At 73.1% G+C, this 26,358-nt stretch carries 26 protein-coding genes; 13 read left to right on the forward strand and 13 right to left on the reverse strand.

The annotated features are described in order from the left end of the window. Window positions 1-142 precede the first annotated feature (142 nt). A complete protein-coding gene (locus AB0L89_RS24145) occupies window positions 143-1,552 on the forward strand; it encodes an aminotransferase class V-fold PLP-dependent enzyme (RefSeq protein WP_365144348.1) in 1,410 nt (469 codons plus the stop codon). Here AB0L89_RS24145 and AB0L89_RS24150 read toward each other — a convergent pair. The 7 genes from AB0L89_RS24150 to AB0L89_RS24180 form a co-directional block, all read right to left on the reverse strand. After that, the gene (locus tag AB0L89_RS24150; protein WP_365144352.1) at window positions 1,504-2,709 is read right to left on the reverse strand and encodes a glycerate kinase; all 1,206 of its coding nucleotides are present in this window, start codon (window positions 2,707-2,709) and stop codon (window positions 1,504-1,506) included. The genes AB0L89_RS24145 and AB0L89_RS24150 overlap by 49 nt on opposite strands. Window positions 2,710-2,761: 52 nt before the next feature. Continuing rightward, window positions 2,762-4,174, reverse strand: coding sequence for an SLC13 family permease (locus tag AB0L89_RS24155; protein ID WP_365144355.1), 1,413 nt, complete (start codon window positions 4,172-4,174; stop codon window positions 2,762-2,764). A gap of 99 nt (window positions 4,175-4,273) precedes the next feature. Continuing rightward, a complete protein-coding gene (locus AB0L89_RS24160; RefSeq protein WP_365144357.1) occupies window positions 4,274-4,936 on the reverse strand; it encodes a response regulator transcription factor in 663 nt (220 codons plus the stop codon). Then, window positions 4,933-6,441 (reverse strand): ATP-binding protein, encoded by a 1,509-nt coding sequence (locus AB0L89_RS24165; protein ID WP_365144360.1) that lies wholly within the window; start codon window positions 6,439-6,441, stop codon window positions 4,933-4,935. The genes AB0L89_RS24160 and AB0L89_RS24165 overlap by 4 nt, the downstream gene beginning before the upstream one ends. Beyond that, entirely contained in the window at window positions 6,368-6,664 is a 297-nt protein-coding gene (locus AB0L89_RS24170; protein WP_055700493.1) for a hypothetical protein, read from the reverse strand. The genes AB0L89_RS24165 and AB0L89_RS24170 overlap by 74 nt, the downstream gene beginning before the upstream one ends. 102 nt (window positions 6,665-6,766) lie before the next feature. After that, the gene (locus AB0L89_RS24175) at window positions 6,767-7,048 is read right to left on the reverse strand and encodes an Lrp/AsnC ligand binding domain-containing protein (RefSeq protein WP_055700494.1); all 282 of its coding nucleotides are present in this window, start codon (window positions 7,046-7,048) and stop codon (window positions 6,767-6,769) included. Continuing rightward, complete coding sequence (locus AB0L89_RS24180; RefSeq protein ID WP_365144365.1) at window positions 7,045-7,776, reverse strand: rhomboid family intramembrane serine protease; 732 nt, start codon at window positions 7,774-7,776, stop codon at window positions 7,045-7,047. The genes AB0L89_RS24175 and AB0L89_RS24180 overlap by 4 nt, the downstream gene beginning before the upstream one ends. Window positions 7,777-7,967: 191 nt before the next feature. On the opposite strand from AB0L89_RS24180, the gene AB0L89_RS24185 reads away from it, so the two are divergent. The 5 genes from AB0L89_RS24185 (at window position 7,968) to AB0L89_RS24205 (ending at window position 13,473) form a co-directional block, all read left to right on the forward strand. Continuing rightward, window positions 7,968-8,207: a hypothetical protein gene (locus AB0L89_RS24185; RefSeq protein WP_055700496.1), complete on the forward strand. Its 240-nt coding sequence runs from the start codon at window positions 7,968-7,970 to the stop codon at window positions 8,205-8,207. 34 nt (window positions 8,208-8,241) lie between these two features. Then, window positions 8,242-9,591: an NYN domain-containing protein gene (locus AB0L89_RS24190; protein ID WP_365144368.1), complete on the forward strand. Its 1,350-nt coding sequence runs from the start codon at window positions 8,242-8,244 to the stop codon at window positions 9,589-9,591. Window positions 9,592-9,939: 348 nt separating this feature from the next. Next, on the forward strand, window positions 9,940-10,971 hold the full coding sequence (locus tag AB0L89_RS24195; protein WP_365144371.1) for an NlpC/P60 family protein: 1,032 nt from the start codon (window positions 9,940-9,942) through the stop codon (window positions 10,969-10,971). A gap of 226 nt (window positions 10,972-11,197) precedes the next feature. Further along, window positions 11,198-12,235 carry an NlpC/P60 family protein gene (locus AB0L89_RS24200; protein ID WP_365144374.1) on the forward strand — a complete coding sequence of 346 codons (1,038 nt, stop codon included), beginning with the start codon at window positions 11,198-11,200 and terminating at the stop codon, window positions 12,233-12,235. Between the two features lie 38 nt (window positions 12,236-12,273). Beyond that, entirely contained in the window at window positions 12,274-13,473 is a 1,200-nt protein-coding gene (locus AB0L89_RS24205; protein ID WP_365144377.1) for a hypothetical protein, read from the forward strand. Here AB0L89_RS24205 and AB0L89_RS24210 read toward each other — a convergent pair. Further along, a complete protein-coding gene (locus tag AB0L89_RS24210) occupies window positions 13,430-14,668 on the reverse strand; it encodes a glycosyltransferase 87 family protein (protein WP_365145167.1) in 1,239 nt (412 codons plus the stop codon). The two genes, AB0L89_RS24205 and AB0L89_RS24210, sit on opposite strands and share 44 nt — an antisense overlap. 127 nt (window positions 14,669-14,795) lie before the next feature. Here AB0L89_RS24210 and AB0L89_RS24215 point away from each other — a divergent pair, with 127 nt between their 5' ends. Further along, window positions 14,796-15,938: a glycosyltransferase family 4 protein gene (locus tag AB0L89_RS24215; RefSeq protein WP_365144380.1), complete on the forward strand. Its 1,143-nt coding sequence runs from the start codon at window positions 14,796-14,798 to the stop codon at window positions 15,936-15,938. Between the two features lie 157 nt (window positions 15,939-16,095). On the opposite strand, the gene AB0L89_RS24220 is transcribed toward AB0L89_RS24215, so the two are convergent. Further along, on the reverse strand, window positions 16,096-17,892 hold the full coding sequence (locus AB0L89_RS24220) for an AMP-dependent synthetase/ligase (protein ID WP_365144383.1): 1,797 nt from the start codon (window positions 17,890-17,892) through the stop codon (window positions 16,096-16,098). Window positions 17,893-18,190: 298 nt separating this feature from the next. Here AB0L89_RS24220 and AB0L89_RS24225 point away from each other — a divergent pair, with 298 nt between their 5' ends. From AB0L89_RS24225 to AB0L89_RS24250, 6 genes are all read left to right on the forward strand, one after another. Next, the gene (locus tag AB0L89_RS24225) at window positions 18,191-18,961 is read left to right on the forward strand and encodes a metallophosphoesterase (protein ID WP_365144385.1); all 771 of its coding nucleotides are present in this window, start codon (window positions 18,191-18,193) and stop codon (window positions 18,959-18,961) included. 71 nt (window positions 18,962-19,032) lie between these two features. Beyond that, on the forward strand, window positions 19,033-19,470 hold the full coding sequence (locus tag AB0L89_RS24230) for an SRPBCC family protein (RefSeq protein WP_365144388.1): 438 nt from the start codon (window positions 19,033-19,035) through the stop codon (window positions 19,468-19,470). 53 nt (window positions 19,471-19,523) lie between these two features. Further along, entirely contained in the window at window positions 19,524-20,684 is a 1,161-nt protein-coding gene (locus AB0L89_RS24235; protein WP_365144391.1) for an ArsA-related P-loop ATPase, read from the forward strand. Window positions 20,685-20,742: 58 nt separating this feature from the next. Continuing rightward, window positions 20,743-21,207, forward strand: coding sequence for a DUF5304 domain-containing protein (locus AB0L89_RS24240; protein WP_365144394.1), 465 nt, complete (start codon window positions 20,743-20,745; stop codon window positions 21,205-21,207). 52 nt (window positions 21,208-21,259) lie between these two features. Continuing rightward, the gene (locus AB0L89_RS24245) at window positions 21,260-22,213 is read left to right on the forward strand and encodes an ROK family glucokinase (RefSeq protein ID WP_362340553.1); all 954 of its coding nucleotides are present in this window, start codon (window positions 21,260-21,262) and stop codon (window positions 22,211-22,213) included. Window positions 22,214-22,288: 75 nt separating this feature from the next. Beyond that, window positions 22,289-23,044, forward strand: a complete 756-nt coding sequence (locus tag AB0L89_RS24250) for an endonuclease/exonuclease/phosphatase family protein (protein ID WP_365144398.1) — start codon at window positions 22,289-22,291, stop codon at window positions 23,042-23,044. Window positions 23,045-23,072: 28 nt separating this feature from the next. On the opposite strand, the gene AB0L89_RS24255 is transcribed toward AB0L89_RS24250, so the two are convergent. From AB0L89_RS24255 to AB0L89_RS24270, 4 genes are all read right to left on the reverse strand, one after another. Next, entirely contained in the window at window positions 23,073-24,029 is a 957-nt protein-coding gene (locus AB0L89_RS24255; RefSeq protein ID WP_365144401.1) for a CU044_5270 family protein, read from the reverse strand. Continuing rightward, window positions 24,022-24,642 (reverse strand): RNA polymerase sigma factor, encoded by a 621-nt coding sequence (locus AB0L89_RS24260; protein WP_365144404.1) that lies wholly within the window; start codon window positions 24,640-24,642, stop codon window positions 24,022-24,024. Before AB0L89_RS24260 ends, AB0L89_RS24255 begins: the two co-directional genes overlap by 8 nt. A 264-nt stretch (window positions 24,643-24,906) precedes the next feature. Continuing rightward, window positions 24,907-25,536, reverse strand: coding sequence for a hypothetical protein (locus AB0L89_RS24265; protein WP_365144407.1), 630 nt, complete (start codon window positions 25,534-25,536; stop codon window positions 24,907-24,909). Continuing rightward, complete coding sequence (locus tag AB0L89_RS24270; RefSeq protein ID WP_365144410.1) at window positions 25,529-26,308, reverse strand: alpha/beta fold hydrolase; 780 nt, start codon at window positions 26,306-26,308, stop codon at window positions 25,529-25,531. Before AB0L89_RS24270 ends, AB0L89_RS24265 begins: the two co-directional genes overlap by 8 nt. Between the last annotated feature and the right edge of the window lie 50 nt (window positions 26,309-26,358).

Below are 26,358 nucleotides of genomic sequence, written 5' to 3' on the forward strand. Positions count from 1 at the left end.
CAGTCTCGTGAGCAAGCGAATGTGACAGGGCTTCCACGCCCCGCCTCCGCACACCCTTCTTCACCCTTCTCCCGCGCCGTCGACGCAGCCCCCGACGCAGCTCCGGCGCGGTGAATTCACCTGCCTCTCACGGGAGTTCGCCATGTCTGTTTCCGCCGTTGCCGTCGACGCCTCCGTCTGTGCCCCGCTGCCGGTCCTCGGCCGGGACGTCACCGTTCCGCTGGTCACCGGTGGCGAAGTCACCTACGCCGCGCTCGACTACGCGGCGAGCGCGCCGGCGCTGCAGCGGGTCTGGGACGACGTGGCCGCGTACGCGCCGTACTACGGCAGCGTGCACCGCGGCGCCGGCTACCTCTCGCAGCTCTCCACCGACCTCTTCGAGAACTCCCGTACGGCCGTCGCCGAGTTCCTCGGCTGCCGCGAGGGCGACCAGGTCGTCTTCACCCGGTCGACCACCGACTCGCTGAACCTGCTGGCCGCCGCCCTGCCCGCCGACTGCCAGGTCTTCGTCTTCGAGACCGAGCACCACGCCTCGCTCCTGCCGTGGCGGGACGCCCGCGTCACCTACCTCAACGCGCCGCGCACCCCCGACGAGGCCGTGCAGACCCTGGAGCGGGCGCTCGCCGACCGTGACCCTTCCCCAAGCTCTCAACTTCGTTCGAGCAGGGGAGGCCCCACTGGCCCGGCCCTGGTCTGCGTCACCGGTGCCTCCAACGTCACCGGTGAGCTCTGGCCGGTGCGCGAGCTCGCGGCGGCCGCTCACGCGCACGGTGCCCGCATCGTGCTCGACGCCGCGCAGCTCGCGCCCCACCACCCCGTCTCCATCGACGAGCTGGACGTCGACTGGGTCGCCTTCTCCGGCCACAAGCTGTACGCGCCCTTCGGCTCGGGCGTCCTCGCGGGCCGCTCCGACTGGCTGCGCGCGGCCGAGCCCTACCTCGCGGGCGGCGGGGCCTCGCGGAAGGTGGCCCGGCGCACGGACGGCGGCGTGGACGTGGAGTGGCACGACAGCGCCGCGCGGCACGAGGCCGGCTCCCCGAACGTCATCGGCGTCTACTCCATCGCCGCGGCCTGCAAGGCGCTCACCGAGGCGGGCTTCGACGAGCTCGTGGCCCGTGAGCAGTACCTGATCCGCACGGTCCGCGAGGGCCTCGCCCAGGTGCCCCAGGTGCGGATCCTGTCGCTCTTCGGGGACGACGCGCCGCGCGTGGGCGTCATCTCCTTCGTGGTGGACGGCTGGAACAGCTCGCACTTCGCCGCCGCGCTCTCGGCCGAGTACGGCATCGGGGTGCGCGACGGCCTGTTCTGCGCGCACCCGCTGGTGCGCACCCTGCTCGGCAGCGAGCCCGACGAGCCCGGCGAGTGCGGCGCCCCCGAGGCCGCGCCCGGCGAGAAGTCGCTGAACGCGATCCGGGTGAGCTTCGGCGCGGGCACCCCCGACGAGCACGTCGAGCGTTTCGTGCGCGCCGTCAAGGAGCTGGTGTCCGACGGCGCGCGCTGGAGCTACCGCACCGAGGACGGGCGCTGCGTGCCCGACACCACCGCCGCCTGAGCACGCGGCGACGGCAGCCGTGAGCCGAGCTGGATCATGCGCAGGGCCCGTTCGGTCGCGTCGGTGAGGAACTCGCCGCCCCGGCCGAGGGCCTCCGTCAGGGAGACGGGAGCGGGCAGGATCGCGCTGTAGGCGTCCACGCCGGCCGCCCGCACCTGGTGGGCGCCGTGCCCGATCGTGCCGGCGAGCACCAGGACCGGACGGTCGAACCGCTTGGCGCGGCGGGCCACTTCGGCGGGGATCTTGCCGCGCGGCGTCTGGTGGTCCAGGGCGCCCTCCGCGGTGATGACGAGGTCGGCGCGGCCGAGTCGGGCGTCCAGGTCGAGCGGGCCGAGCAGCACGTCGAAGCGGGGCAGCAGCACGGCGCCGAGCGCGGCGAGCCCGGCGCCGAGGCCCCCGGACGCGCCGGTGCCGGGCCCGCGCGAGAGGTCGGCGCGCACGCGCAGGTCGCGGGTGAGGACGTACGCCCAGTGCTCCAGGGCGGCCGCGAGCTCCTCGACCTGCGCGGGGGTCGCGCCCTTCTGGGGGCCGAAGACGCGGGCGACGCCGCGCTCGCCGCACAGCACGTTGAAGGGGTTGCAGGCCACCCGGATCTCGGTGTCCGCGAGGCGCGGGTCGAGACCGCTCGCGTCGATGCGGCTCAGCCGCGTCAGCTCCCGTCCGCCGTGCGGGAGTTCCCAGCCGTCCGCGTCCAGGAGGCGGGCGCCGAGTGCTTGCAGGGCGCCCGCGCCGCCGTCCGAGGTGCCCGAGTCGCCGCAGCCGACGAGGATGCGCCGGGCGCCCTTGTCGAGGGCGGCGCGGATCAGCTCGCCGACGCCGTACGTCGTGGTGGCGCCCGGGTCGCGCAGGTCGCGGGGGACCAGGGAGAGTCCGGCCACGGCGGCCATCTCGACCACCGCGGTGCCGTCGCGCAGCAGGGCGAAGTGGGTGCCGATGGACTGGCCGACCGGGCCGGTCGCGGGCAGGGCGACCAGCCGGCCGCCGTCCGCCGCGGCCAGCGCGCGGGCGGTGCCCTCGCCGCCGTCCACCAGCGGGATCAGATCGGTCTCGGCGTCCGGGACGACACGGCGTACGCCCGCGGCGATGGCCTCGGCCACGGAGCTCGCGGACAGGGATTCCTTGAAGCCGCTGGGGGCGATGGCGAAACGGGTGAGCATGAGGGTCTCCTCGGTGGTTCAGCGGACCTCGGCCGTTCGGGCGACTTCGGATTCAGCGGACGGGGACGCCGAGCAGCGGCCACAGCGTCACGGCGAAGAGCAGGACCAGCGCGGCGGTCAGTGGTGCCAGGACCGCGGACAGGCGCAGCAGGTCGCGCGGGGTGTAGGTGGGGGTGCCGGGGATCTCGGCGAAGAGGGTGACCGGTTTCGCGGAGGCGGGCAGGGTGTGGCAGAAGCCGGCGGCGGCCGTGGAGGCGAGGGCGGCGGCGACCGGGTTGACGCCCGCGCCGACGGCCGCCGCGACGACCAGCGGGACGAGCACCGAGGAACGGGCCGAGCGCGACTGCAGGACGAGGTGCGCGGCCGTGCTGACCACCACGACGACGGTGAGGAACACCCAGGGCGACAGGTCCAGGGGCAGCCCGGACACCAGCCACTTCGCCGCCCCCGAGTCGGCGAGCGCGACGCCCATCGCCATCGTGGCCGCCATGAACAGGAGCAGCGCCCAGGGGACCGTCCTGAGCGCGTCCTTGAGGCGTACGGTGCCGAGCGCGGGGGAGGCGGCCACGACCGCGCCGATCAGCGCGACGACGGCGGGCGGCACCTGGTGCAGCGGCTCGCTGCACCACAGGGCGACGACCGTGGCGAGGAGCAGGGCGCAGCGCGTCTCGGCGGGCTCCCAGGGGCCGGTGACCGGCTGCTCGCTGTGCTCCTGGAGCTGGTCGAGAGTGATGTGGACCGGACCCTTGCGGTCGGCGCGCCGCGTGGTCGTGAGCAGGACGGCCTCCGCCGCCAGATGGGAGGAGGCGACGGCGAGCGGGAGCCCGAGCAGCAGCCACTGGGTGAAGCCGATCCGCTCGCCCGTCGCCTCCCACAGGACCGACACCGTGATCAGATGCGCGCCCGCGCCGATCAGGGTCGCGACCGCGGACAGGAGGATCACGGTCGGGAAGAGCAGCGCGAGCATCACGACCAGTCGCTTCCGGTCGGCGAGGACCTTGGCGAGGGCGAGGAAGACGGGCAGCGCGAGCGCGGCGCGCCCCGAGGTGGCGGGCACCGCGAAGGCGGTCACGACCAGCGCGGCGGTCGTCAGGTGCGTCAGCTGCCGCACCGTGCGGGCGCCGCTGACGAGGAAGGCCGCCGCGCGCCCCGAGAGACCGCTGCGCGCCACGGCGGCCGCGAGCACGAACGCGCAGATCAGCAGCCACACCGTCTCGTCGCCGAGGGTGCCGAAGAGGGTGTCGCTGCTGATCACGCCGGTCGCGGTGAGGGCGAGGCCGGCGCCGAGCGCGATGTACGTGTCGTCGATCGGCGTACCGATCCAGGCGCAGGTCGCCAGGGCGAAGACGGCGAGGGTCAGGCGCGCGTCGCCGCTCAGGCCGGGGAAGTTCCCGGGCACCACCAGCAGGGCGCAGATGCTGAGCGCGACGCAGAGGGTCACGGCTTGCCGCGGGTTCAAGGTCACGCCGTTCAGCGTGGTGCGGCGCCGTGAGCCCTCAATGAGCCGTAGATGAAAGGAACTTCACCGAGCCCCGCGCGCGGTCGCGCCGGGGCGCACGGGTGTTCACTCCGGCAGCCGGTAGCCCATCCCGCGCACCGTCTCCACGCGCTCCGAGCCGAGCTTCTTGCGCAGCGCGCGCACGTACACGTCGACGATGTTCGAACCCGGGTCGAAGTCGTAGCCCCACACGTGGGAGAGGATCTGCTCGCGCGAGAGCACCTGCCCGGGGTGGCGCAGGAACAGTTCGAGCAGGACGAACTCGCGCGCCGTCAGATCCACCGTCCGCTCGCCCGAACGCGCCCTGCGGGTACGCAGGTCAAGCGTCAGCTCCCCGCTGCGCAGCACCGTCACCTCGGGCGCCCGCGCCGCCGTGCGCAGCCGCAGCCGCACCCGGGCGAGCAGCTCCTCGAAGCGGAACGGCTTGGTCATCCAGTCGTCGGCGCCGCCCTCCAGACCGGCCACCGTGTCGCGCACCGAGTCCCGCGCGGTCAGCACGATGACGGGCGTGGACACCCGGGCCTCGCGCAGCTGGCGCAGCACCGTGAAGCCGTCCTTCCCGGGCAGCCCGATGTCCAGGACGATCAGGTCGAATCCGCCGGTCAGGGCGTAGTCGTGGGCGGTCTCGCCGTCGGCGACCACGGTGGTCGTGAAGCCGTTGGCGCGCAGCCCCTTCTCGACGAAGGAGGCGATGCGCTCCTCGTCCTCGACGATCAGTAGCCGGTTCACTGCTGCGCCGCTCCTTCCGGTGGTTCCTGCACGAGGACGAACGTGGCGCCGCCGCCGTCCGTGGGGCGCAGTTCGACGCGCCCGCCGTGGCTCTCGGCGATGGCCCTGACGATGGCGAGGCCGAGCCCGGCCCCGGTGGCGCGGGAGCCGCGCCGCGCGGTGCCGCGCCGGAACCGCTCGAAGATCACCGCGGCGTCCTGCGGCTGGACGCCGGGCCCGCTGTCGGCGACGTACAGCTCGATCCGCCCCGCGGTCAGCCGCGAGCCGATGGAGACGCGCTGGCCGGGGACGGTGTGCTGGACGGCGTTCTGGGCCAGCTGCACCATCGCCTGGGTGATCCGCTGGGGGTCGAGATCGGCCTCGGCGTCGGCGACCTCGGCCAGCCGCCAGTCGCGCTCGCCGAGCGCCCGTGCCTTGACGAACACGTCCGCGGTCAGCTCGGCGAGCTGCACCGGCTCCGGGGTGACGAAGTCGGGGCGCTCGGCCTTGGCGAGCAGCAGCAGGTCCTCGACGATGCGGCTCATCCGGTCCAGCTCCTCCGTCACGATCCGGACGGTCTCCTCGCGCTCGCCGGGCTCGTCGCCCATCAGCTCCAGGTGGCCGCGGACGATGGTGATGGGGGTGCGCAGCTCGTGTCCCGCGTCGTCGACGAACTCGCGCTGCGCGGCGAAGGCCCGCTCCAGGCGGTCCAGCATGCCGTTGAACGTCTCGGCGAGGGCCGCGATGTCGTCCCTGCCCTGCACCGGGATGCGCCGGGTCAGGTCCTGCTCGGTGAGCTGGGCCGCGGCCGTGCGCACCAGCCGCACCGGCTTGAGGATGCGCCCGGCCACCGCCCAGCCGATGCCCGTCGTCAGCAGGAGCGCGACGCCGGAGATGGCGAGCAGCATGGTGAACACGTCACCGGCCCTGGCCCGCTCGCCCGCCGGGTGGAAGGCCACGACGAACGCCGCGGCCGGGTGTCCTGCCCCCTCCTCGATCTCCACCTTCGCCCAGCGGACCTCGCCCCGGTCGCGGTGGAGCGTGCCGGTCGCGTCGCGGGACTCGAACACGGCCCGCAGCGCTGCGGGGTCCTCGGCCAGCGGGTGGTCGATCCGCGGCTCGCGGGCCTGCTCCTTCTTGGCGGGCGCCGTGCCGGGGCGGCCGACCAGGCCGAGGAGCTCCTCGTCGGGGTCGGCGTACTGCCGCGACAGGAAGAGCCGCAGGAGCGGGTCGGGGTCGGTGAACTTCTCGCCGGTGTGCGGATCGACGCCCTCGCGCGCGAGGTTGGTGAACTCCCCGGTCTCCTGGGTCAGGAGGCGGTCGATGCGGTGGTCGACGTCGCGCAGCAGGACCGAGCGGGTGGTGGCCGCGACCGCGGTGAGCGCGACGGTCATCACGACGAGCAGCCACAGCAGGATGCGGACACGGGCCGATATCCAGCGGCGCGGGGGTTCAGCCGTCGTCACCGGGGCCGTCGTCGTCGTGGGTGTCGCCCCGGCCGTCGTCGCCGTCGTCGTCGTTGTCATCGCCCGAGGAATTCTCGCTCACCGGCGGCGGCGAGACCTTCTCGTCGGTCGGGGTGGGCCGGGGCGAGGACGGTGTCGACGACGGGGAGCCGCTCTCCAGCTCCACCTTCGGCGGGGCCTTGGGCGGCGCCGGGCTGTCGGTCAGGGCGTAGCTGGTCGCGGCGATGCCGAGCGGGATCGCGACGACGGCGGCCAGGGCGGCCATGCGGTGGGTGAAGACCATGACAGCGAGGGTGGCGGGCGTACCGTGCCGCCCGGATGAGGCGCGGATGAAGAAACCTTCATACGCCCCGCGGCGTGCGGCGGGGCCGGGGGAGCGGCCGGGTTAGGAGTCGAGCCCGATCGCGAACGCGGCCTCCAGGTCGTGCTGCGAGTAGGTGCGGAACGCCACGTGCGTGTCCGTCCCCTCGACGCCGGGGATCTTGCTGATGCGGCCGGGGATGACGTCCGCCAGGTCGTCGTGGCGCGAGACCCGCACCATCGCGATCAGGTCGTACGTGCCGGTCACGGAGAAGACCTCGCTGACGGAGTCGAGCGCGGCGATCGACTCGGCGATCTCCGGAATCCGGTCCACGCTGGTCTTGATGAGCACGATCGCGGTGATCACGGCTGACTGTCTCCCTCGGTGGCCGGTGCTGTGCCCTTCACTCTAGCCCGCAGGCCGTAGGCGACCCACGCGTGCACGAACCCGAGCGAGAACCCCACGAGGTGCGCGAGGTAGGCCACCCCCGTGCCGTTGCCGCCCTGCCCCGCGGCCAGCCACTGGATCGCCACCCAGAACGGCAGCACCACCCACGCCGGGAACCGCAGCGGCAGAAAGAAGAGGAACGGGAAGAGGCTGGTGACGCGCGCCTTCGGGAAGAGATAGAGAAAGGCGCCGAGGACGGCGGAGATCGCTCCGGAGGCGCCCACGAGCGTCTGGTCGGAGCCTGCGTGCGCGGCCGCGTAGGCGAGCAGGGCGAGATAACCGCAGACGACGTAGAACAGCAGATACGGGAGGTGCCCCATGCGTTCCTCGACCATGGCCCCGAATACGTACAAGAACAGCATGTTCCCGAGCAGATGAAGCCAGCTTCCGTGCACGAACAGAGCGGTGAACGGACCGAGGGCGGCGCGCGGGACCCCGCTGAACAGTTCGACGGGTACCACCCCCCACCGCTCGAAGTACGTCTGCTGCGCGGCGAGCAGCTCGTCGCCGCGGCCGTAGACGGGGTTGAACCCGGACACCGGCGAGACCACGAAGACCAGGCAGCAGACGGCGATCAGTCCGTACGTCACCGGGGCGGACTGGCCCCGCAGCAGTCGGCCCGCCCGCGCGCTCCATGTCTTGATCATGAACAGAGCATGACGTAACGGGCGCTACCTGCACAGACCGCCATGCCGCGCCGGAGGCCGCCGCATGGCGCCCCTTACAGGCCTTAGGGTTACGGGCAATGCGCACCGCGGGGAACCGCGGTGGGCACCACGCGCCGATGACGTCGCCGAACAAGCATCGAACGAGTCACCGAAGAAAGCGAACAGCCACGATGACGGTTCCCCTGCCGACCGCCACCACCCGGTGGCGCTGCACGCTCTGCGGCAATCTCACGCGTTTCGACGTGACCCGCACCTCCAAGGTCGTCGAGTATGTCCATCTCGACCTCGCCGGTGAGGCGAAGGTCGAGGAACGCGAGGTGGTCAGTGAGACCATCGAGTCGGTGCGCTGCCGCTGGTGCAACGCCGTGGATCAAGTGGAACTCGTGGACAGGCCGGGCACCGACTCCTGAGGGAGCGGGGCCCGCACAGCTAGTGGGGTGACGGATGGTGGAGAGCGCAGGCGGGGAGCCGGACGACGGCGCCGCTGAGGTGCTCGACCGCCCGCTGCCCGACGGGGTGCGCCGGCGGGTCGTCCAGATCGTCTCGGACGGCTTCGGCGGGCTCACCCCGGCCGAACTGCCCGCCCAGCTGCGGCAGTACGCCCGCTTCACGCCCACCCGGCGCGCGAAGTTCGCGGGCAACGCCATGGCGGCGGCGCTGGAGAGCGAGCCGCTCTTCCGCCAGCGCATCGGCGAACGTCTCAGAGAGGCCCAGCCCGAGCTCGCCGGCGCCCTGGACGCGGGCTCGCCGCCCCCGGCCGCGGACCCCCTGGACGTGGCGGCCGCGGCCTACGTGCTGCGCCCCACGGGCTGGGTGAAGCTGGTCACCGCCGCCGGCGAGGAGGCCCAGCGGGCCGACGCCGAGCGGGCCGACGAGGAGACCAGGGCCGAGCTGGACCGGCTGCGCGACGAGCTCGCCGCGGCCCGCGGCCAGACCAGGGCCGAGACCGAGCGGCTGCGCGCCGAGCTGGAGTCGGCCCGCAGGGAAGCCGAATCGATGCACCGCAAGCTGCGCGGGGCCCTCAGCGACGTCAAGCGGGGCGAGGCCGCCCTGCGCAAGGCGGCCGCCGAGACCGAGGCCGTGCGCGCCGAGGGGCAGGCGCAGGTGTCCGCCGCCGAGAGCGAGACCCGGCGGCTCAAGGCGCGGCTCGGCGAGACCGAGGCCGCGCTGGAGGCCAGCCGCCGGGCGGCCCGCGAGGGGCGCAGCGTCGAGGACATGCGGGTGCGGCTGCTGCTCGACACCGTCCTGGACGCGGCCCAGGGGCTGCGGCGCGAACTGGCCCTGCCGCCCGTCTCGGTGCGGCCCGCGGAGACCGTGGACGCCGTCGAGCCGGGCCGGATGTCGCCCAAGGACATCGCCACCCGCGCGCTCTCCGAGAACGATCCGGCCATCCTGGACCAGCTGCTCGCCCTGCCGCAGGCGCACCTGGTCGTGGACGGCTACAACGTCACCAAGACCGGCTATCCGACGATGCCGCTGGAGAAGCAGCGGCTGCGGCTGCTCGGCTCGCTCTCGCAGCTCGCCCTGCAGTCGGGCGCCGAGGTCACCTGCGTCTTCGACGGCGCGGAGCTGGCCGCACCCGTGCTGCTCGCGCCGCCGCGCGGGGTGCGGGTGCTGTTCTCCAAGCCCGGTGTCACCGCGGACGAGTTGATCCGTCAGCTGGTGCGCGCGGAGCCGCCGGGACGGCCCGTGGTGGTCGTCTCGACCGACCGCGAGGTGGCCGACGGCATCGCCAAGGCGGGTGCGCGGCCGGTGGCTTCGGCGGTCCTGCTGAAGCGGCTCTCGCGGGGCTGAAGCGCCGGTTCCGCGCACGGCTTCCGCGGGGCTGAAGCGCCGGTTCCGCGCGGCGCTCCCGCGCGGCTTTCGCGGGGCTAAAGGTGCACACGTAACTCACGTGCCCTATGACCGAATTGAGGGGCCGTTGGCGCGACGTAGCGTCAGAAGATCATTACTGGCAGTGCGTCATCGGTAAAGAATGCGCTCGTCCACCGGTTTTTTGCCGGTGGGATTTGAACTGATCACAAGAAGGTCACTAGGGTCACGCCCGAACCTCCGCTCGGTTGATCACCCATCCGGGGTGGCGGCGGTGGTGCCCGCCCACCGGGTCTCGGTAGGCGGTCGGAGGAAGAAGGAGCCGCCTTCGTGGCGTCCCACCGTCGACCCAAGCAGCCGAGCCGCACCCGCGTGACCGTGCTCACCGCGACCGCCGCCGCTGCCGTCGCCCTCACCTCGCAGGGTGCCGCCCAGGCCGCCCCGAAGCCGAGCAAGGACGAGGTCAAGTCCAAGGTCGACGCGCTCTACGAGGACGCGGGCCGGGCCACCGACAAGTACAACGGGGCCAAGGAGAAGCAGGAGAAGCTCGAGAAGCAGATCGGCGAGCTCCAGGACAAGGTCGCCCGCGGCCAGGAGGAGCTCAACGACCTGCGCGACGGCCTCGGTTCGCTGGCCAGCGCGCAGTACCGCTCCGGCGGCATCGACCCCTCCCTGCAGCTCTTCCTCTCCGCCGACCCGGACGACTACCTCGACAAGGCGTCCACCCTGGACCAGCTGAGCAGCCAGCAGGTCGAGGGCCTCAAGAAGATCCAGAAGAAGCAGCGGGACCTCGCGCAGCAGCGCAAGGAGGCCGCGGGCAAGCTGGACGACCTCGCCGACACCCGCAAGGAGCTCGGCAGGAAGAAGAAGGAAGTCCAGGGCAAGCTGGGCGAGGCGCAGAAGCTCCTCAACACCCTGACCGCCAAGGAGAAGGCGGACATGGCGGCCAAGGAGCAGCGCGCGAGCCGCGCCGCCAGCGACCGCGCGGACCTCGGCAAGGAGGCCCCGGCCTCGAACCGTGGCGCCGCGGCCCTGGCCGCCGCCGCGACCCAGCTCGGCAAGCCGTACGTCTCCGGCGGCTCGGGCCCCAACTCCTACGACTGCTCCGGCCTCACCCAGTGGGCGTACGCCCAGGCCGACGTGTCCATCACCCGGACCACGTACACCCAGCAGAACGACGGCACGAAGATAGGCCGCAGCCAGCTCAAGCCCGGCGACCTGGTGTTCTTCAACAACCTCGCGCACGTCGGCTTCTACGCGGGCAACGGCCAGGTGCTGCACGCCCCCAAGCCCGGCGCCGTGGTGCGCTACGAGAAGATCGAGTACCTCGGCAACTTCCAGTTCGGCGTCCGCATCGGCTGACCCGGACGTCAACGCGCTGTCGGCACCGCCCAAACGGGCGAATTCCGGCAACTCCCGCTGACCCCACGCCCCGTTGATGACCTGCGTCTGAGGCGGGGCGTCGGGCTGTCCGCGCGCTTTCCCCGCCCCGCGAGGTCTTTGGCCCCCGTGTGGTCGCACGGCTACTGTCGGCGCGCATTCCCCCGGACAGCCGGGGGTTCGTCAGCGGAAGGGAGAGCGGCTTCCCGTGGGGTCCCATCGCCGTCCCGCGCAGTCCGGTCTCGACCGGAGCACGCGCGTGACCGTCCTCTCAGCGGCCGCGGCCACCGCGGCGGCCGCCCTCGCCGCCGCACCCGCGGGTGCCGCGCCGCAGGACAAGCCGTCCGACACCCGCGCCCAGGTGGACCGGCTGTACGAACAGGCCGAGAAGGCAACCGAGGCGTACAACAAGGCCGATGAGCGCGCGGACAAGCTGCGCGGGCAGGTCGAGCGGGCCAAGGACAGCGTCGCGCGCGGCCAGGAGCGCATCAACCGCATGCGCGGCGCGCTCGGCTCGCTCGCCGGGGCGCAGTACCGCTCCGGCGGCATCGACCCCTCGCTGGCCCTGATGCTCTCCTCCGACCCGGACGGCTACCTCGACAAGGCCGCGGCCCTGGACCGCATCAGCGCCCGGCACGCGGGCGAACTCGCCGATCTCCAGCGGGCCCAGCGCGGCCTCGCGCAGGAGCGCTCCGAGGCGAGCCGCAAGCTCGCCGAGCTGGAGAAGAGCCGTACCACCGTCGCCCGCCACAAGCGCACCGTCGAGCACAAGCTCGCCAAGGCCAGACGGCTGCTCAACTCGCTGCCGAGCGAGGAGCGCGAGGCGTACGACCGGTCCTCGCGCTCCGGCGGCGAAGGGCGCACCGAGATCCCCGACCTCGGCAGCGGCGCCCCGTCCTCCTCGCGGGCCGCCGCGGCCATCGCCGCCGCCCGGTCCGCGGTCGGCCGCCCCTACGTCTGGGGCGCCAACGGTCCCTCCGGATTCGACTGTTCGGGCCTGACCCAGTGGTCGTACGCGCAGGCCGGGGTCGGGCTGCCGCGCACCTCGCAGGCCCAGCGGTACGCCGGGCGGCAGGTGTCCCTCGCCGAGGCGCAGCCCGGCGACCTGGTGACCTACCGCGACGACGCCAGCCATATCGGGATGTACATGGGCAACGGCCAGGTGGTGCACGCCCCGTACCCCGGGGCGGCGGTGCGCTACGACCCCGTCGGCATGATGCCGGTGTCGTCCGTGACCCGGGTCTGACCCGCCGCTGACCGGCCCCGCCCCGTACGATCGGGAAGGTGGCTGGTCACAGGCGTGGGTCGTGGGCGGTGGCGCTGTGCCTCGCGCTGTGCCTCGCCGTGCTCGCCGGATGCGGCGGCGGTCCGGCGCCGGACGCCGCCACCGGCGAGGTGCGCGCACTCCTCGACCGGCGCGCGCGGGCCGTCCTCGACGGCGACGAGCGGGCGTACGACAGGACCGAGCGCCGCCCCGGCGGCGCCGACCTGTTCGACAACGCGCGCGGCATCCCGCTGGCGTCCTGGGAGTACCGCCTGACCCGCCTCGACCGCTCGGGATCCGAGGCCACGGCCGACGCCGAACTGCGCTACCGCCTCAAGGGCTACGACCGCGCCCCGCTCACCGCGGAGCGCACGCTCTCCCTCAGACGGGACGACGGGCGCTGGTACGTCACCGCCGAGCGGCCCGCGAAGAAGGCGGGCCAGCAACTCTGGGACCAGGGGCGCGTGATCGCCGAGCGCGGCGCGCGCAGCCTCGTCCTCGGCGTCGGGCAGAGCCCCTCGGAGCTGCGCGCCTACCGCGAGCTCGCCGACCGCGCGGTGCCCGCGGTCACGGAGGCCTGGCCCCCGAAGTGGCCGGGGCGGGTCGTCGTCCTCGCGCCGCGCTCCCTGGACGGCATGGCGGGACTGCTCGGGTCGCCGGCCTCCGGGTACCGGGGGATCGCGGCGGTCACCACGGGCGAGGCGGGCGGGTCCCGGCGGGCGCCCGCGGACCGGATCATCATCAACCCCGAGGCGTACGGCGTCCTCGGCGACTTCGGCAAGCAGGTCGTCCTCACCCACGAGACGACGCATGTCGCGACCCGCGCGCAGACCTCCGCGGCCACCCCGCTCTGGCTCTCCGAGGGCTTCGCGGACTGGGTGGGCTACCGCGGCACGGGGCGCACCCCGGAGCAGGCGGCGCCCGAGCTGCGCCGCGCGGTGCAGCGCGGCGAGCTGCCGGGCGCGCTCCCCGGCGACGAGGACTTCGGCTTCGCGGGGGACGCCGAGCGGCTCGCGGGGGCGTACGAGGGCGCGTGGCTGGCCTGCCGGCTGATCGCGGAGCACTGGGGCGAGCGGAAGCTGACGGACTTCTACCGCGCGGTGGGCGCCCACGAGGAGCGGGCGGGCGCGGTCGAGGACGCGCTGGGCGAGGTCCTCGACACGACGCCGCAGGACTTCACGGCGCGCTGGCGTACGTATCTGCGCTCCGAGCTCGGCTGACCTCCGCGGGGGCGGAGCGCCGCTCCTGGGCGCGCGGTTCGGACACGGTCCGCCGCCACAGGTTCCGGCAGGCCACCAGGGCCGCCGCGACGAGCAGGCCGTTGCGTACGGTCAGCAGCGCCACCCCCAGCGGATCGCTCGCCACGACGTGCGAGAACCACACCGGGAACTCCAGGAAGGTCACCGGGGCCGCCGCGAGGACCAGCCGCGCGGGCACCTCCATGCGGCTCGCGCGGAACACCCGGCAGACGGCGGCGATCCCGATCAGCCACAGCATGTACTGCGGGCTGATCACCCGGCTCGTGACGGTGAAGAGCAGCACCGCCACGAACGCGGCGTCCGCCACCGTCCCCGCCGACCAGGCCCGCGCCCGCAGCCGCCACACCAGCAGCCAGCCGAAGGCCGCCGCCGTCAGGAGCTGCGCCGCGGTGCTCACCAGCGGCACGTACGGGCCGAGGAACTCCACCGAGCCGTAGTTGAGCCGTACTTCGCCCCGCCAGCCCAGATTGCGCGCCACGTGCAGGACGAGGGCGCCCAGCGACTCCACCTCCGTGCCGCGGTCGCGCTGGAAGGTGAGGAAGGCCAGCGCGCCCGGCATCGCCACCAGGAACGCCGACGTGAGGAGGGCGGCCGTGCCCGCCGCCGCGGCCCAGGACCGCCGGGTCGCCCGCCCGCGCGGCGTGCCGACGAGCAGCAGCACCGGCCACACCTTGAGCAGCGCCCCGAACCCGGCGAGCGCGCCCATGGCACGCGGATGCCGGGCCCCGGCGAGCAGCGCGGCGACCGCGACGGCGGTCACCATCACGTCGTAGCGGGCGTACACGATGGGGCCGAGCAGGGCCACGCCGAGGACCCACGTCCAGGCGCCGCGCAGTGACGTGCCGGGCCGCCGGCCGGCGTACAGGAGCAGTCCGCACACCGCCGCGTCGCAGAGGAAGGAGAGCACGAAGAAGGCGGAGGCGTAGCCGAGGAAGGGCAGCAGGGCGGGGGAGAGGATCGCGAGGGCGGCGGCGGGCGGGTACTGCCAGGTGACGTCGTCGAGCGGGAAGGTGCCGGTGCGCAGGACCTCGTACCAGCCCTGGTAGATGACGGACACGTCGCTGGTCACGTCCGGGCCCGGGGCCGTGAGGACATGAAAGACGCAGAGCAGCAGCACGGCCCTCGTCAGGACCCAGACGGTCAGGATGCGCGCCATGCGTTCCTCGCCCCATTTCACGTACTTCGTCGTGATTCGAGGAGTCATGATGCCGGGCGGAGCCGGGTGAGGTCGAAGAGGCTGGCCCGTTCGGCGCCGCCGACGGCTTTCGGTACTGTCGGGCGCGATGCACAAGACCCTGATCGTCACGAACGACTTCCCGCCCAGGCCCGGTGGCATCCAGGCGTTCCTGCACAACATGGCGCTGCGCCTGGACCCCGAGCAGATCGTCGTCTACGCCTCCACCTGGAAGCGCGGCCGCGAGGGCGCCGAGGCCACCGCCGCCTTCGACGCCGAGCAGCCCTTCACGGTCGTGCGCGACCCCACGACGATGCTGCTGCCGACCCCGCGCGCCACCCGCCGCGCGGTCTCGCTGCTGCGCGAACACGGCTGTACGTCGGTGTGGTTCGGGGCCGCCGCCCCGCTCGGGCTCATGGCGCCGGCCCTGCGGAAGGCTGGCGCGACGCGGCTCGTGGCCACGACCCACGGGCACGAGGCCGGGTGGGCCCAGCTGCCCGCCTCGCGCCAGTTGCTGCGCCGCATCGGAGAGTCGACGGACACGATCACCTATCTGGGTGAGTACACGCGCTCGCGGATCGCCGCCGCGCTGACGCCCGCCGCGGCGGACCGCATGGTCCAACTGCCGCCCGGCGTCGACGAGAAGACCTTCCACCCGGGCTCGGGCGGTGACGCGGTGCGGGCCCGGCTCGGCCTGACCGACCGGCCCGTCGTCGTCTGCGTCTCACGGCTCGTGCCGCGCAAGGGCCAGGACACGCTGATCCTCGCCATGCCGCGGATTCTCTCCTCGGAGCCGGACGCGGTGCTGTTGATCGTCGGGGGCGGCCCGTACGAGAAGGACCTCCGCAGGCTCGCGGCCGAGACGGGGGTCGCGGACTCCGTACGGTTCACCGGCGCCGTGCCGTGGGCGGAACTGCCCGCGCACTACGGAGCGGGCGACGTCTTCGCCATGCCCTGCCGGACCCGGCGCGGGGGCCTGGACGTCGAGGGCCTCGGCATCGTCTACCTGGAGGCGTCGGCCACGGGCCTGCCGGTCGTCGCCGGAGACTCCGGCGGGGCGCCGGACGCGGTGCTCGACGGGGAGACGGGCTGGGTCGTCCGGGGCGGTGTGCCCGAGGACGCGGCCGACCGCATCGTCACCCTCCTCGGCGACGCGGAGCTTCGCTCCCGGATGGGGGAGCGGGGCCGTTCCTGGGTGGAGGAGAAGTGGCGCTGGGACCTCTTGGCGGAGAGGCTGAAGGAACTCCTGTAGCGCCTACTGGTCTGCCAGGGAGGCTCTTGCACGACTGCCCCCTGGAGGCGGCGGAGCCGCCTTCCAGGGGCGCGGGGAACTGCGCGAGCAACCACCCACGACCGAGAGCCGCAAGCGAGAGAGGAACCCCCACGGCGCGTGGGCGCCCCCGCCCACGCTACCCGCGGTAGATCGCCTCGATCTCGTCCGCGTAGTCCTTCGCCACCACGTTCCGCTTCAGCTTCAGCGACGGCGTCAGGTGCCCCGACTCCTCGGTGAACTGCGAGGCGAGGACACGGAACTTGCGCACCGACTCCGCCTTGGACACCGCCGCGTTGCCGTCGTCCACCGCGCTCTGGATCGCCGCGAGCAGATCCGGGTCGTCCCGCAGCGACGCCGCGGTGGAGTCCGCCGGCTTCCCGTGGTCGGAGGCCCAGCGGCCGAGGAACTCGTCGTCGACCGTGACGAGCGCGCCCACGAAGGGCCGGCCGTCGCCGACGACCATGCACTCGGCGACGAGCGCGTGCGCGCGGATGCGGTCCTCGATCACCGCCGGGGCGACGTTCTTGCCGCCCGCGGTGACGATGATCTCCTTCTTGCGGCCGGTGATCCGCAGATAGCCGTCCTCGTCGAGCGTGCCGATGTCGCCGGTGTGGAACCAGCCGTCGGCGAGCGCCTCCTGCGTGGCGCCCTCGTTGTTCCAGTACTCCTTGAACAGGTGCTCGCCGTGGAGCAGCACCTCGCCGTCGTCGGCGATCCGCACGACCGAACCCGGCAGCGGCTGGCCGACCGTGCCGATCTTCTGGCGGTCCCACGGGTTGAAGGCGGTGGCGGCGCAGGACTCGGTCAGGCCGTAGCCCTCCAGGACCGTGAAGCCGATGCCGCGGAAGAAGTGGCCGAGGCGCTCGCCGAGCGGGGCGCCGCCGGAGATCGCGTACTCGCCGCGGCCGCCGAGGACGGCCCGCAGCTTGCTGTAGACCAGCTTGTCGAAGACCTTGTACCTGATCCGCAGGCCGAACGACGGGCCCGAGGGCGTGTCGAGCGCGCGGCTGTACGCGATGGCCGTGTCCGCGGCCCTGTCGAAGATCTTGCCCTTGCCGTCGGCCTGCGCCCTGGCGCGCGCCGAGTTGTAGACCTTCTCGAAGACGCGCGGGACGCCGAGGATCAGCGTCGGCCGGAACGCGGCCAGTTCATCGGTGAGGTGCTTGATGTCCGGCGCGTGGCCGAGCTTGATCGGCGCCATCAGCGCGGCGACCTGGACCAGCCGTCCGAAGACGTGCGCGACGGGCAGGAAGAGCAGGACGGAGCACTCGCCCGTGCGGAAGAGGGGCTTGAGGCGCTCCACCACGTTGCCGCACTCGGCGAAGAAGCTGCGGTGCGTGAGGACGCAGCCCTTGGGGCGGCCCGTGGTGCCCGAGGTGTAGACGATGGTGGCCGGGTCGTCGGCCTTGGCGGCCGCGCTGCGCTCGTCGACGGTGCGGTCCGGGACCTCGGCGCCGGTGCGGTGCAGCTCCTCGACGCCGCCCTTGTCGATCTGCCACACGTGCGCGAGGCCGGGCAGCCGGTCGCGCACGGACTCGACGGCGGCGGCGTGCGCGTCCAGCTCGACGACGCAGGCCACGGCGCCGGAGTCGCCGAGGATCCACTGGATCTGCTCGGGCGAGCTCGTCTCGTACACCGGGACGGTGACCGCGCCCGCGCTCCAGATGGCGAAGTCGACCAGCGTCCACTCGTAGCGGGTCCGGGACATCAGGCCGACGCGGTCGCCGGGGCGCACGCCGGCGGCGATCAGGCCCTTGGCGGTGGCGCGCACATCGGCGAGGAAAGCCTTGGCGGTGACGTCCTGCCAGGTGCCGGCGACCTTGCGGCCGATGACGGCGACATCCGGGTGCTGCGCGGCATTGCGGCGGACGATGTCGGTCAGATTGCCGTCCGCTGGGACCTCGTACAGGGCCGGAAGGCTGAACTCGCGCAAGACTGCTGCTCCTACATAGGGCGCCGGCGCCACGACGTTGTGTGCTGCGACGGTGCGGTCCAAGATCGGGCAGGTGCTCAATCGGTGGGGGGCTGAGCACTACTGGACTGCCCGGACGTTACCCATCGGTATGGCTGGTTCGGTAGGGGGGCAGGGCCAGATGTTCGGTGCGTCACACGTCGTTGTGGTCTGATTCGCACAGTACGCCACCGTCTTCCCGACTCGGAAGTAACCGCAGGTCCGGCGGCTGTCGGAAGCCCTCTACCCTCTGCGGGGCGCCCGTCCTAGGGTGATCGGTATGCCAGCTTTCCGGGTCAATGTGGTCAGTGACGTGCACGGCAACGCCGAGGGGCTCGCGCGTGCGGGTGAGGGCGCGGACGCGCTCGTCTGCCTCGGTGACCTCGTGCTCTTCCTCGACTACGCCGATCACTCGCGCGGCATCTTCCCCGACCTCTTCGGCGCCCGGAACGCCACCAGGCTGGTCGAGCTGCGCACCGCGCGCCGTTTCGACGAGGCCAGGGAATTCGGCCGGAAACTGTGGGCGGGCGTCGACCGTGCCCCGGCGATCGAGGCGGCGGTCCGCAGGCAGTACGCCGAACTCTTCGCCGCGTTCCCCACCCCGACGTACGCCACGTACGGCAATGTCGACATGCCGACCCTGTGGCCCGAGTACGCGGGCCCGGGCACCACCGTCCTGGACGGCGAGCGCGTCGAGATCGGCGGCCGCGTCTTCGGGTTCGTCGGCGGCGGCCTGCGCACCCCGATGCGTACGCCCTACGAGATCGGCGACGAGGAGTACGCCGCCAAGATCGAGGCCGTCGGCGAGGTCGATGTCCTGTGCACCCACATCCCGCCGGACGTCCCCGAGCTCCTCTACGACACCGTCGCGCGCCGCTTCGAGCGCGGCAGCCGGGCGCTGCTCGACGCGATCCGCCGGACCCGCCCCCGGTACGCCCTCTTCGGCCACGTCCACCAGCCGCTGGTCAGGCGCATGCGCATCGGCGCGACCGAATGCGTGAACGTCGGGCACTTCGCCGGGTCGGGAAGGCCGTGGGCCCTGGAGTGGTGACCGCTCGGCGCGCGGTAGCCTTCACGCGGTACACACCACCTCATCCCGGCGCATCTGGAGGAGCCACAGCGATGGCGGAACACACCAGCTCGAGCATCACGATCGAGGCGGCGCCGGCCGAGGTCATGGAGGTGATCGCCGACTTCGCGCGCTACCCGGACTGGACGGGAGAGGTGAAGGAGGCCGAGGTCCTCGCCACCGACGAGCAGGGCCGCGCGCAGCAGGTCCGCCTCGTCATGGACGCGGGCGCGATCAAGGACGACCAGACGCTGGGCTACACCTGGACCGGCGACAACGAAGTGAGCTGGACCCTCGTCAAGTCCCAGATGCTCCGCTCGCTGGACGGCTCGTACCTGCTGAAGCCCGCGGGCTCCGGCACCCAGGTCACCTACCAGCTCACCGTCGACGTCAAGATCCCGATGCTCGGCATGATCAAGCGCAAGGCCGAGAAGGTCATCATCGACCGCGCCCTTGCGGGTCTGAAGAAGCGGGTTGAGACGGGCAAGTAGCCGGGACGGACACCCCGGCGGTCCGGTACGCCGCTCACGTACCGTTCACCCTTATGCGCACCCTTCTCGTCACCGGCCCCGGCGGCTCCGGGCGGACCACCGTCGCCGCGGCCACCGCGCTCACCGCGGCGCGCGCCGGCCACCGGGTCCTCGTGCTGTCCGCCGACCGCGCCGACACCCTCGGCGCGGTGCTCGGCGGACCGGACGCGCACCCGGGGCTCACGGCCAGACACCTCGCCCCCGACGACCGCTTCCGGGACGACCTGCTCGCCCTGCAGGAACGTGCCGCCGGCGCCCTCGACCTGCTCGGCGCCGACCGGCTCGACGGCGACGAACTCACCCCGCTGCCCGGCAGCGAGGAACTGGCCCTGCTGCGCGCCCTGCGCGACGCCGCCCACGACACCGCGTACGACACCGTGGTCGTCGACCTGCCGCCCGCCCCCCGGGCCCTCGCCGCCCTCGCCCTGCCCGAGCAGCTCCGCCGCTATCTGCGCCGACTGCTCCCGCCCGAGCGGCAGGCCGCCCGCGCGCTGCGCCCCATGCTCGGCCGCCTCGCGGGTGTCCCGATGCCGGCCGCCTGGCTGTACGAGACCGCAGCCCGCTGGGAGGACGAACTCGCCGCCGCGCAGGCCGTCCTGGAGGCTCCAGGCACCACCGTCCGGCTGGTCGCCGAGCCCGGCCCGGCCGGCGCCGACGCCGTGCGCACCGCCGCCGCGGGCCTCGCCCTGCACGGCCTGCGCACCGACCTCCTGGTCGCCAACCGCCTGCTGCCCGAGTCCGGCGCCGACACCTGGCTCGCCGGGCTCGCGGCCCAGCAGCGCAAGACGCTCGACGAGTGGACGGCCACCCACGAGCGCGTCGGCGAGGTCCGCCACCTCGGCCGCGACCCGCGCGGCACCGACGACCTCGCCGCCCTCGGCCTCCCGGCGCCAGGACCCGCCCAGGACCCCGTCGCCTGGCCCGTCACCGAGGCCCCCGCCGACAACGACAGCCACGCGTACGTCTGGCACGTCCCGCTGCCCGGCATCGGGCGCGAGGAGCTCGGCCTGATCCGGCGCGGCGACGAACTGGTCGTCACCGCGGGGCCCTTCCGCCGCATCGTCACCCTGCCGTCCGCGCTGCGCCGCTGCACCGTCGCGGGCGCCGGGCTGCGCGAGGGCGAGCTGCGGGTGCGGTTCGCGCCCGATCCCGACCTGTGGCCGCGCGGGCGCTGAGGCCCGCCGCCGCGCACCCGGTGAACGCGCTACGGCCATTCGGGTAACGTCGAGTGGCATGAGCGATGCCACCGAGCGCGAACCCCGTGAAGTCGACGCCGACGCCTGGGAGACGGCCTGCGCCGAGGACCTCGCCGAGGAGAAGGCCCGCCGCCGCGCGCAGTACGGCCCCCCGCCCGGCTCGGCCGCCGAGGAGCTGCGCAAGCTCGTCGACGCCGTCTCCGAGAAGCTGTCCGGGCTCCAGTCGCCGCTGCTCGGCGCGGTCGCGCAGGGCGCCGTCGAGCAGACCCTGAAGCAGGTCGTCAGGGAGGCCAGGGCGGTCGTCGAGCCGGTCATCGAGCGCAACCCCGACGTCTTCGACCACCTCGCGGCGGCCGGCTCGGAGCTGCTCGCCGCCTACCGCTCGGCGGTCGAGGGCCAGGAGAGCAGGTGGACCCGCGGCGAGGGGACGGGCGGCGCGAAGCCCGGCCCGGACCGCCGGGACGAGGGCCCCGCGGCGGGCGAACACATCGATCTGGACTGACCCCCCTCGGGTACGGTGGGCCCTAGCGGGGCTCGACCGAACTGAGGGATTCATGGGACTCACCATCGGCGTCGACATCGGCGGCACGAAGATCGCGGCCGGAGTGGTCGACGAGGACGGCAACATCCTCTCGACCTTCAAGGTGCCGACCCCTGGTACATCCGAGGCGATCGTCGACGCGATCGCCTCCGCCGTGGAGGGCGCGCGCGCCGGTCACGAGATCGTCGGCGTGGGCATCGGCGCCGCCGGCTACGTCAACCGCCAGCGCTCCACGGTCTACTTCGCGCCGAACATCGACTGGCGGCAGGAGCCGCTCAAGGACGAGGTCGAGAAGCGCGTCAGCCTGCCGGTCGTCGTGGAGAACGACGCCAACGCCGCGGCCTGGGGCGAGTACAAGTTCGGCGGCGGCAAGGGCCACCGCAACGTCATCTGCATCACGCTCGGCACCGGCCTCGGCGGCGGCATCATCATCGGCAACAAGCTGCGCCGCGGCCACTTCGGCGTGGCCGCCGAGTTCGGCCACATCCGGATGGTGCCGGACGGCCTGCTCTGCGGCTGCGGCAGCCAGGGCTGCTGGGAGCAGTACGCCTCCGGACGCGCCCTCGTGCGGTACGCGAAGCAGCGCGCCAACGCCACCCCCGAGAACGCCGAGTACCTCCTGTCGCTGGGCGACGGCACCCCCGAGGGCATCGAGGGCAAGCACATCTCGATGGCCGCCCGGCAGGGCGACGCGGTCGCCGTCGACTCCTACCGCGAGCTGGCCCGCTGGGCCGGCGCCGGCCTCGCCGACCTCGCCTCGCTCTTCGACCCGTCCGCGTTCATCATCGGCGGCGGTCTCTCGGACGAGGGCGAGCTGGTCCTCGACCCGATCCGCAAGTCCTTCAAGCGCTGGCTCGTGGGCAGCAACTGGCGCCCCGAGGCCCAGGTCATCGCTGCCCAGCTGGGCAACAAGGCCGGTCTGGTCGGCGCGGCCGACCTGGCGCGGGAGCCCGACCCGGTCATGTGAGACCGCACCACGGCATGCGACCGTGCCCGCCGCGTCCCCTCGGGGAGCGGCGGGCACTGTCGTATCTTGATCGCCATGGCCAGCGACGCGCTTCCCAACTCCCGCACCGAGCCCGACGGTTCGGCCGTCGTCCGGGTGCTCAGCTACAACATCCGCTCGATGCGCGACGACACCGACGCGCTCGCCCGGGTCATCGCCGCGTGCGACCCCGACCTGGTCCTCATCCAGGAGGCGCCGCGGTTCTTCCGCTGGCGCAAGAAGCTGGCCCGCCTCGCGCGCGCCGCCGACCTCGTGATCCTCTCCGGCGGCGGCACCGCGGCCGGGCCCGCGCTGCTCTGCTCCCTGCGCGCCACGGTCGAGCGCACCGAGGACGTGCTGCTGCCGCTGACCCCGGGGCTGCACCGCCGTGGTTTCGCCACGGCGGTCGTACGGTTCGGGCGCGCGCGCCTCGGCGTCCTGAGCTGTCATCTCTCGCTCCAGACCGACGAGCGCCACGACCAGGGCGGCATGCTGCTCGACCGGCTCGCGGGCATGGGCGTGGAGCACACGGTCGCGGGCGGCGACCTCAACGAACGGCCGAACGGCCGCACGTTCAAGCGGCTCGCGGGCGCGCTCCAGGACTGCTGGGCGGTCAGGCCCTGGGGCGGCGAGTACTCCTCGGAGGCCGACGACCCGCGCCAGCGCATCGACGCGATCTTCGCCTCGCGCGGGATCGAAGTCCTGGGCTGTGGCGTCCCGGTGGGGCACCCGGGCATCACGGAGACGGACCTGAGGGCGGCCACGGACCACCTTCCGGTCCTGGCCGCCCTCAGGGTTCCCCCCTCCCGATAGGGCCTGCGGGGCGAGCGCCCGGTGAGACCTACGGGCGCTGCCTCACCTTGTCGACGAGTCCCCACTCGACCGTGTGCGACAGCTGGGTGTACTTCTTCTTCCCGTCGCGCGAGATCCGCTCGGCGCGGAAGCCCAGGAACTCATGGGACTTCGCGTCGAAGATGAGGTACCTGCCCTTGAACTCGTCGGGGTAGGCGATCCCCACACCGGTGCGCCCGGCGGAGTCCTCGACCCCTTCGACCGTCTTGACGCCGGGCACGAGCGCCAGCCCTTCGTAGGCCGCGGCGCGCAGCCCTTCGGGCAGTACCGGCGCCTTCAGGAGCTCGCCGAGCAGGAAGTAGGCCTGCCACCGTTCGTCCTTGGTGAACGCGCTGACCGGCTTGTCGGAGGTGCCCATGGAGACGATGACCGGGACGAGCTTCGCGGGGTCGGTGGGCAGCTTCTTCAGCTCCTCCCACCTGCGGGGCGGCCACACCCCCTCGCCCTTGCCCAGGGGCCCCTCCCACATGATCTTGCCGAGCTCCATGCTCAGGGAGCGCTGGGAGCCGTCCACCGAGTCCCACATCTCGTCGGTGTAGGTCTTGACCTCGCCGGTCTTCTGCTCCGTCTCCCTGATGACCCGCTTGGAGTAGATGAACTCGTCGTCGCGGGGCACCACGGTCCGCTTCTCGTGCTCGCGCTCCCAGGCGGCCGCGCCGTGGAGCACCTTCGCCGCGGCGACGCCCGCCACGTTCGGGGAGCTGCCGGGCCCGGCCTGCTGCCCGCCCTTCGCGCCGTCGACGGTGACCACGACGGTCGCGGCCACCGCGGCCGCCACCAGTCCTGCGAGGGCGATGCGCAGCACCGGGCGGCGCCGCACGGGACGTACCGCCGGACCCTCCTCGTTCATGGCGGCGAACAGCCGGACCCGCGCGCGGTGGCGCGTGTCGTCGTCCAGCGGGGGAGCCCCGGCGTCCCAGCCGCGCAGTTCATCGAGCTCATTCATGGGCGTGTGCCTCCTGGAAAGCGGTCGGATCGGATCCGCCCAGTGCTTCGCGCAACGTGCTGCGGGCCCGGTGCAGCCGGGATCTGACGGTGCCGACGGGCACCCCCAGCGCCTGGGCCGCCTCCTCGTAGTTGAGGTCGGCCCACGCCACCAGGAGGACCACGTCGCGGTGGCGGGCGGAGAGCCCCGCAAGGGCCGCCGCCAGATCGCTCCGTATCCCCTCGGCCCCCGCGCGGGCGACCGCGCGGTCGGCGACCGGCTCGTCGTGCGACACCGGGGCGGGCACCTTGGCCAGCGCCTTGAAGCGGCGGGCCTCCGCCCTGCGGTGCCGTCCGATGAGGTTGGTGGCGATGCCGAACAGCCAGGGGCGGGCGTCGGCCCGCGCCAGGTCGTAGCGGTGGCGCTCCTTGAAGGCGGTGGTGAAGGTGTCCGCCATCAGGTCCTCCGCCGCCTCGGGACCGAGCCGGCGGGCCGCGTACCGATGGACGGCGTCGGCGTGCCGGTCGAAGAGGGCGGCGAACTGCTCGGGCTCTTCCCGGGACCGCTCGATGGACCAGGCGTCGCTCTGCGGATGCTGCCCCGTGCGAAGGGGGACGCCCGGATCGACGGTCATCGGGGCTCCTTTCGTTCGTCTGAACGCCTCGAAGGCTTGGGCTGTGCGGATGGTTCACCTCTCCTTCGCCGGTGGGCGGGATCGGGTTCCATCGCGGTCGCCGAAGCCTTCGTACGGGGTGGTCCGGGACGCCGAAGGGCGCGTACGTGGCGGGGGCCGGGTCCCCGAAGGGCGCGTACGACGCCGGAGGCAGGGACGCCGAAGGGCCCGCCCGGAGCGTGTCCGGACGGGCCCTGCGGGGGCCTGCGGGGGCGCCTGCGGGGGTCAGACGACCGCGCCGCGCCCCGGGTCGTCCTCGTCCTCGTCGTCGCCGTTGCTCATCCGCATCACCAGCGTGGCGAAGCCGCCCAGGAAGCCGCCGATGCCGAGCGTCGTCAGCCACCACGTCATCTGCCAGCCGAACAGCACGGCCAGCAGGATGAGCAGCGGGCCGCCCAGCACGGCGAGCCAGGCGAACTTGGACGTCACGTCGGCGTCGGGCAGCGGCGGCGGCTCCGGCGGCACGAAGTGCCCCTCGTCGTCCGCGTCGAAGTCGTCCTCGGAGGGCTCCGGCGCGCTGTAGTCGCGCGGGCCGCCGACGCCCGGCGCGAAGGACACCGAGCTGCCGAGCGGCTTGCCGGTGCCGCCGTCCTTGTCCGCGCCGTCCTTGCCCGACCCGTCCTTGACGGGGCCGTCCTGCGCAGGGCCGTTCGTCTCGGGCTCCAGGAGCGCCAGGTCCTCGACCGACTTGAAGGGCTTGGCGCCCGGCGGGTCCGCGGGCTCCTCGCCGTACCCCGCGACGATCGCCTGCCAGGCGGCCTCCTCGTCCAGGGGCACGCCGTCGCCCGGCGCTCTCTCCTCGGGGCGCTCGTCCGGCTCGCGGCTCTCCTCGCGGTCCGCCTCGTGCTCAGCCACCGGTGGCCGTCCCTTCCTTGCCGACGCTGGGGGCGAGCCGGCCGATGAACGCGTAGCTCTCCTCGAAGATCCGGTCCGCGTCGTGGTCCAACGTCGCGACGTGGTAACTCTGTTCCAGCAGGATCTCCTCGACGTCCGTGGAGGAGACGCGGCTGAGGATCCGGGCCGAGTCGGCGGGCGAGACCACGTGGTCCCGCGGGCTGTGCAGGACGACCAGCGGCTGCGTCACCTGGGGCAGCTCGGCGTCGACCACGCGGTAGAGATTGCGCAGGTTGTACGCCGAGTGGAGCGGGATGCGGTCGTACCCCAGCTCGTGCGAGCCCTCCTTGGCGATGTCGTCGGCGACACCCTTCGTCGTGCGCACGAAGTGGCGCAGGACCGGCAGCGCGTACGGCGCGAGGCCGTGCAGCTTGTTGCCCGGGTTGACCACGACCATGCCGCTGATCGCGTCGCCGTGCTTCGCCGCGAGACGCAGCGTCAGCGTGCCGCCCATCGACAGGCCGAAGACGAAGACCTTCGCGCACCGCTCCAGGAGACCGCGCAGCTCGCGCTCCACCTCGGCGTACCAGTCCTGCCAACTGGTGATCGCCATGTCCTCCCAGCGCGTGCCGTGGCCGGGCAGGAGCGGCAGGGCCACGGTCAGGCCGCGCTCCGCCAGGTACTCGGCCCAGGGGCGCATCGACTGCGGGGATCCGGTGAAGCCGTGGCAGAGGAGGACGCCGACCTCGCCGCCTTCGTGGCGGTACGGCTCGGCTCCGGGCAGGACCGGCACCTTCGGTCTCCTTCGTGAGAGGTGTCGCAGAGATCCCGGATGAGGGGGTC

The sequence above is a fragment of the Streptomyces sp. NPDC052114 genome (assembly GCF_040680155.1).
Taxonomy (GTDB): Bacteria; Actinomycetota; Actinomycetes; order Streptomycetales; family Streptomycetaceae; genus Streptomyces.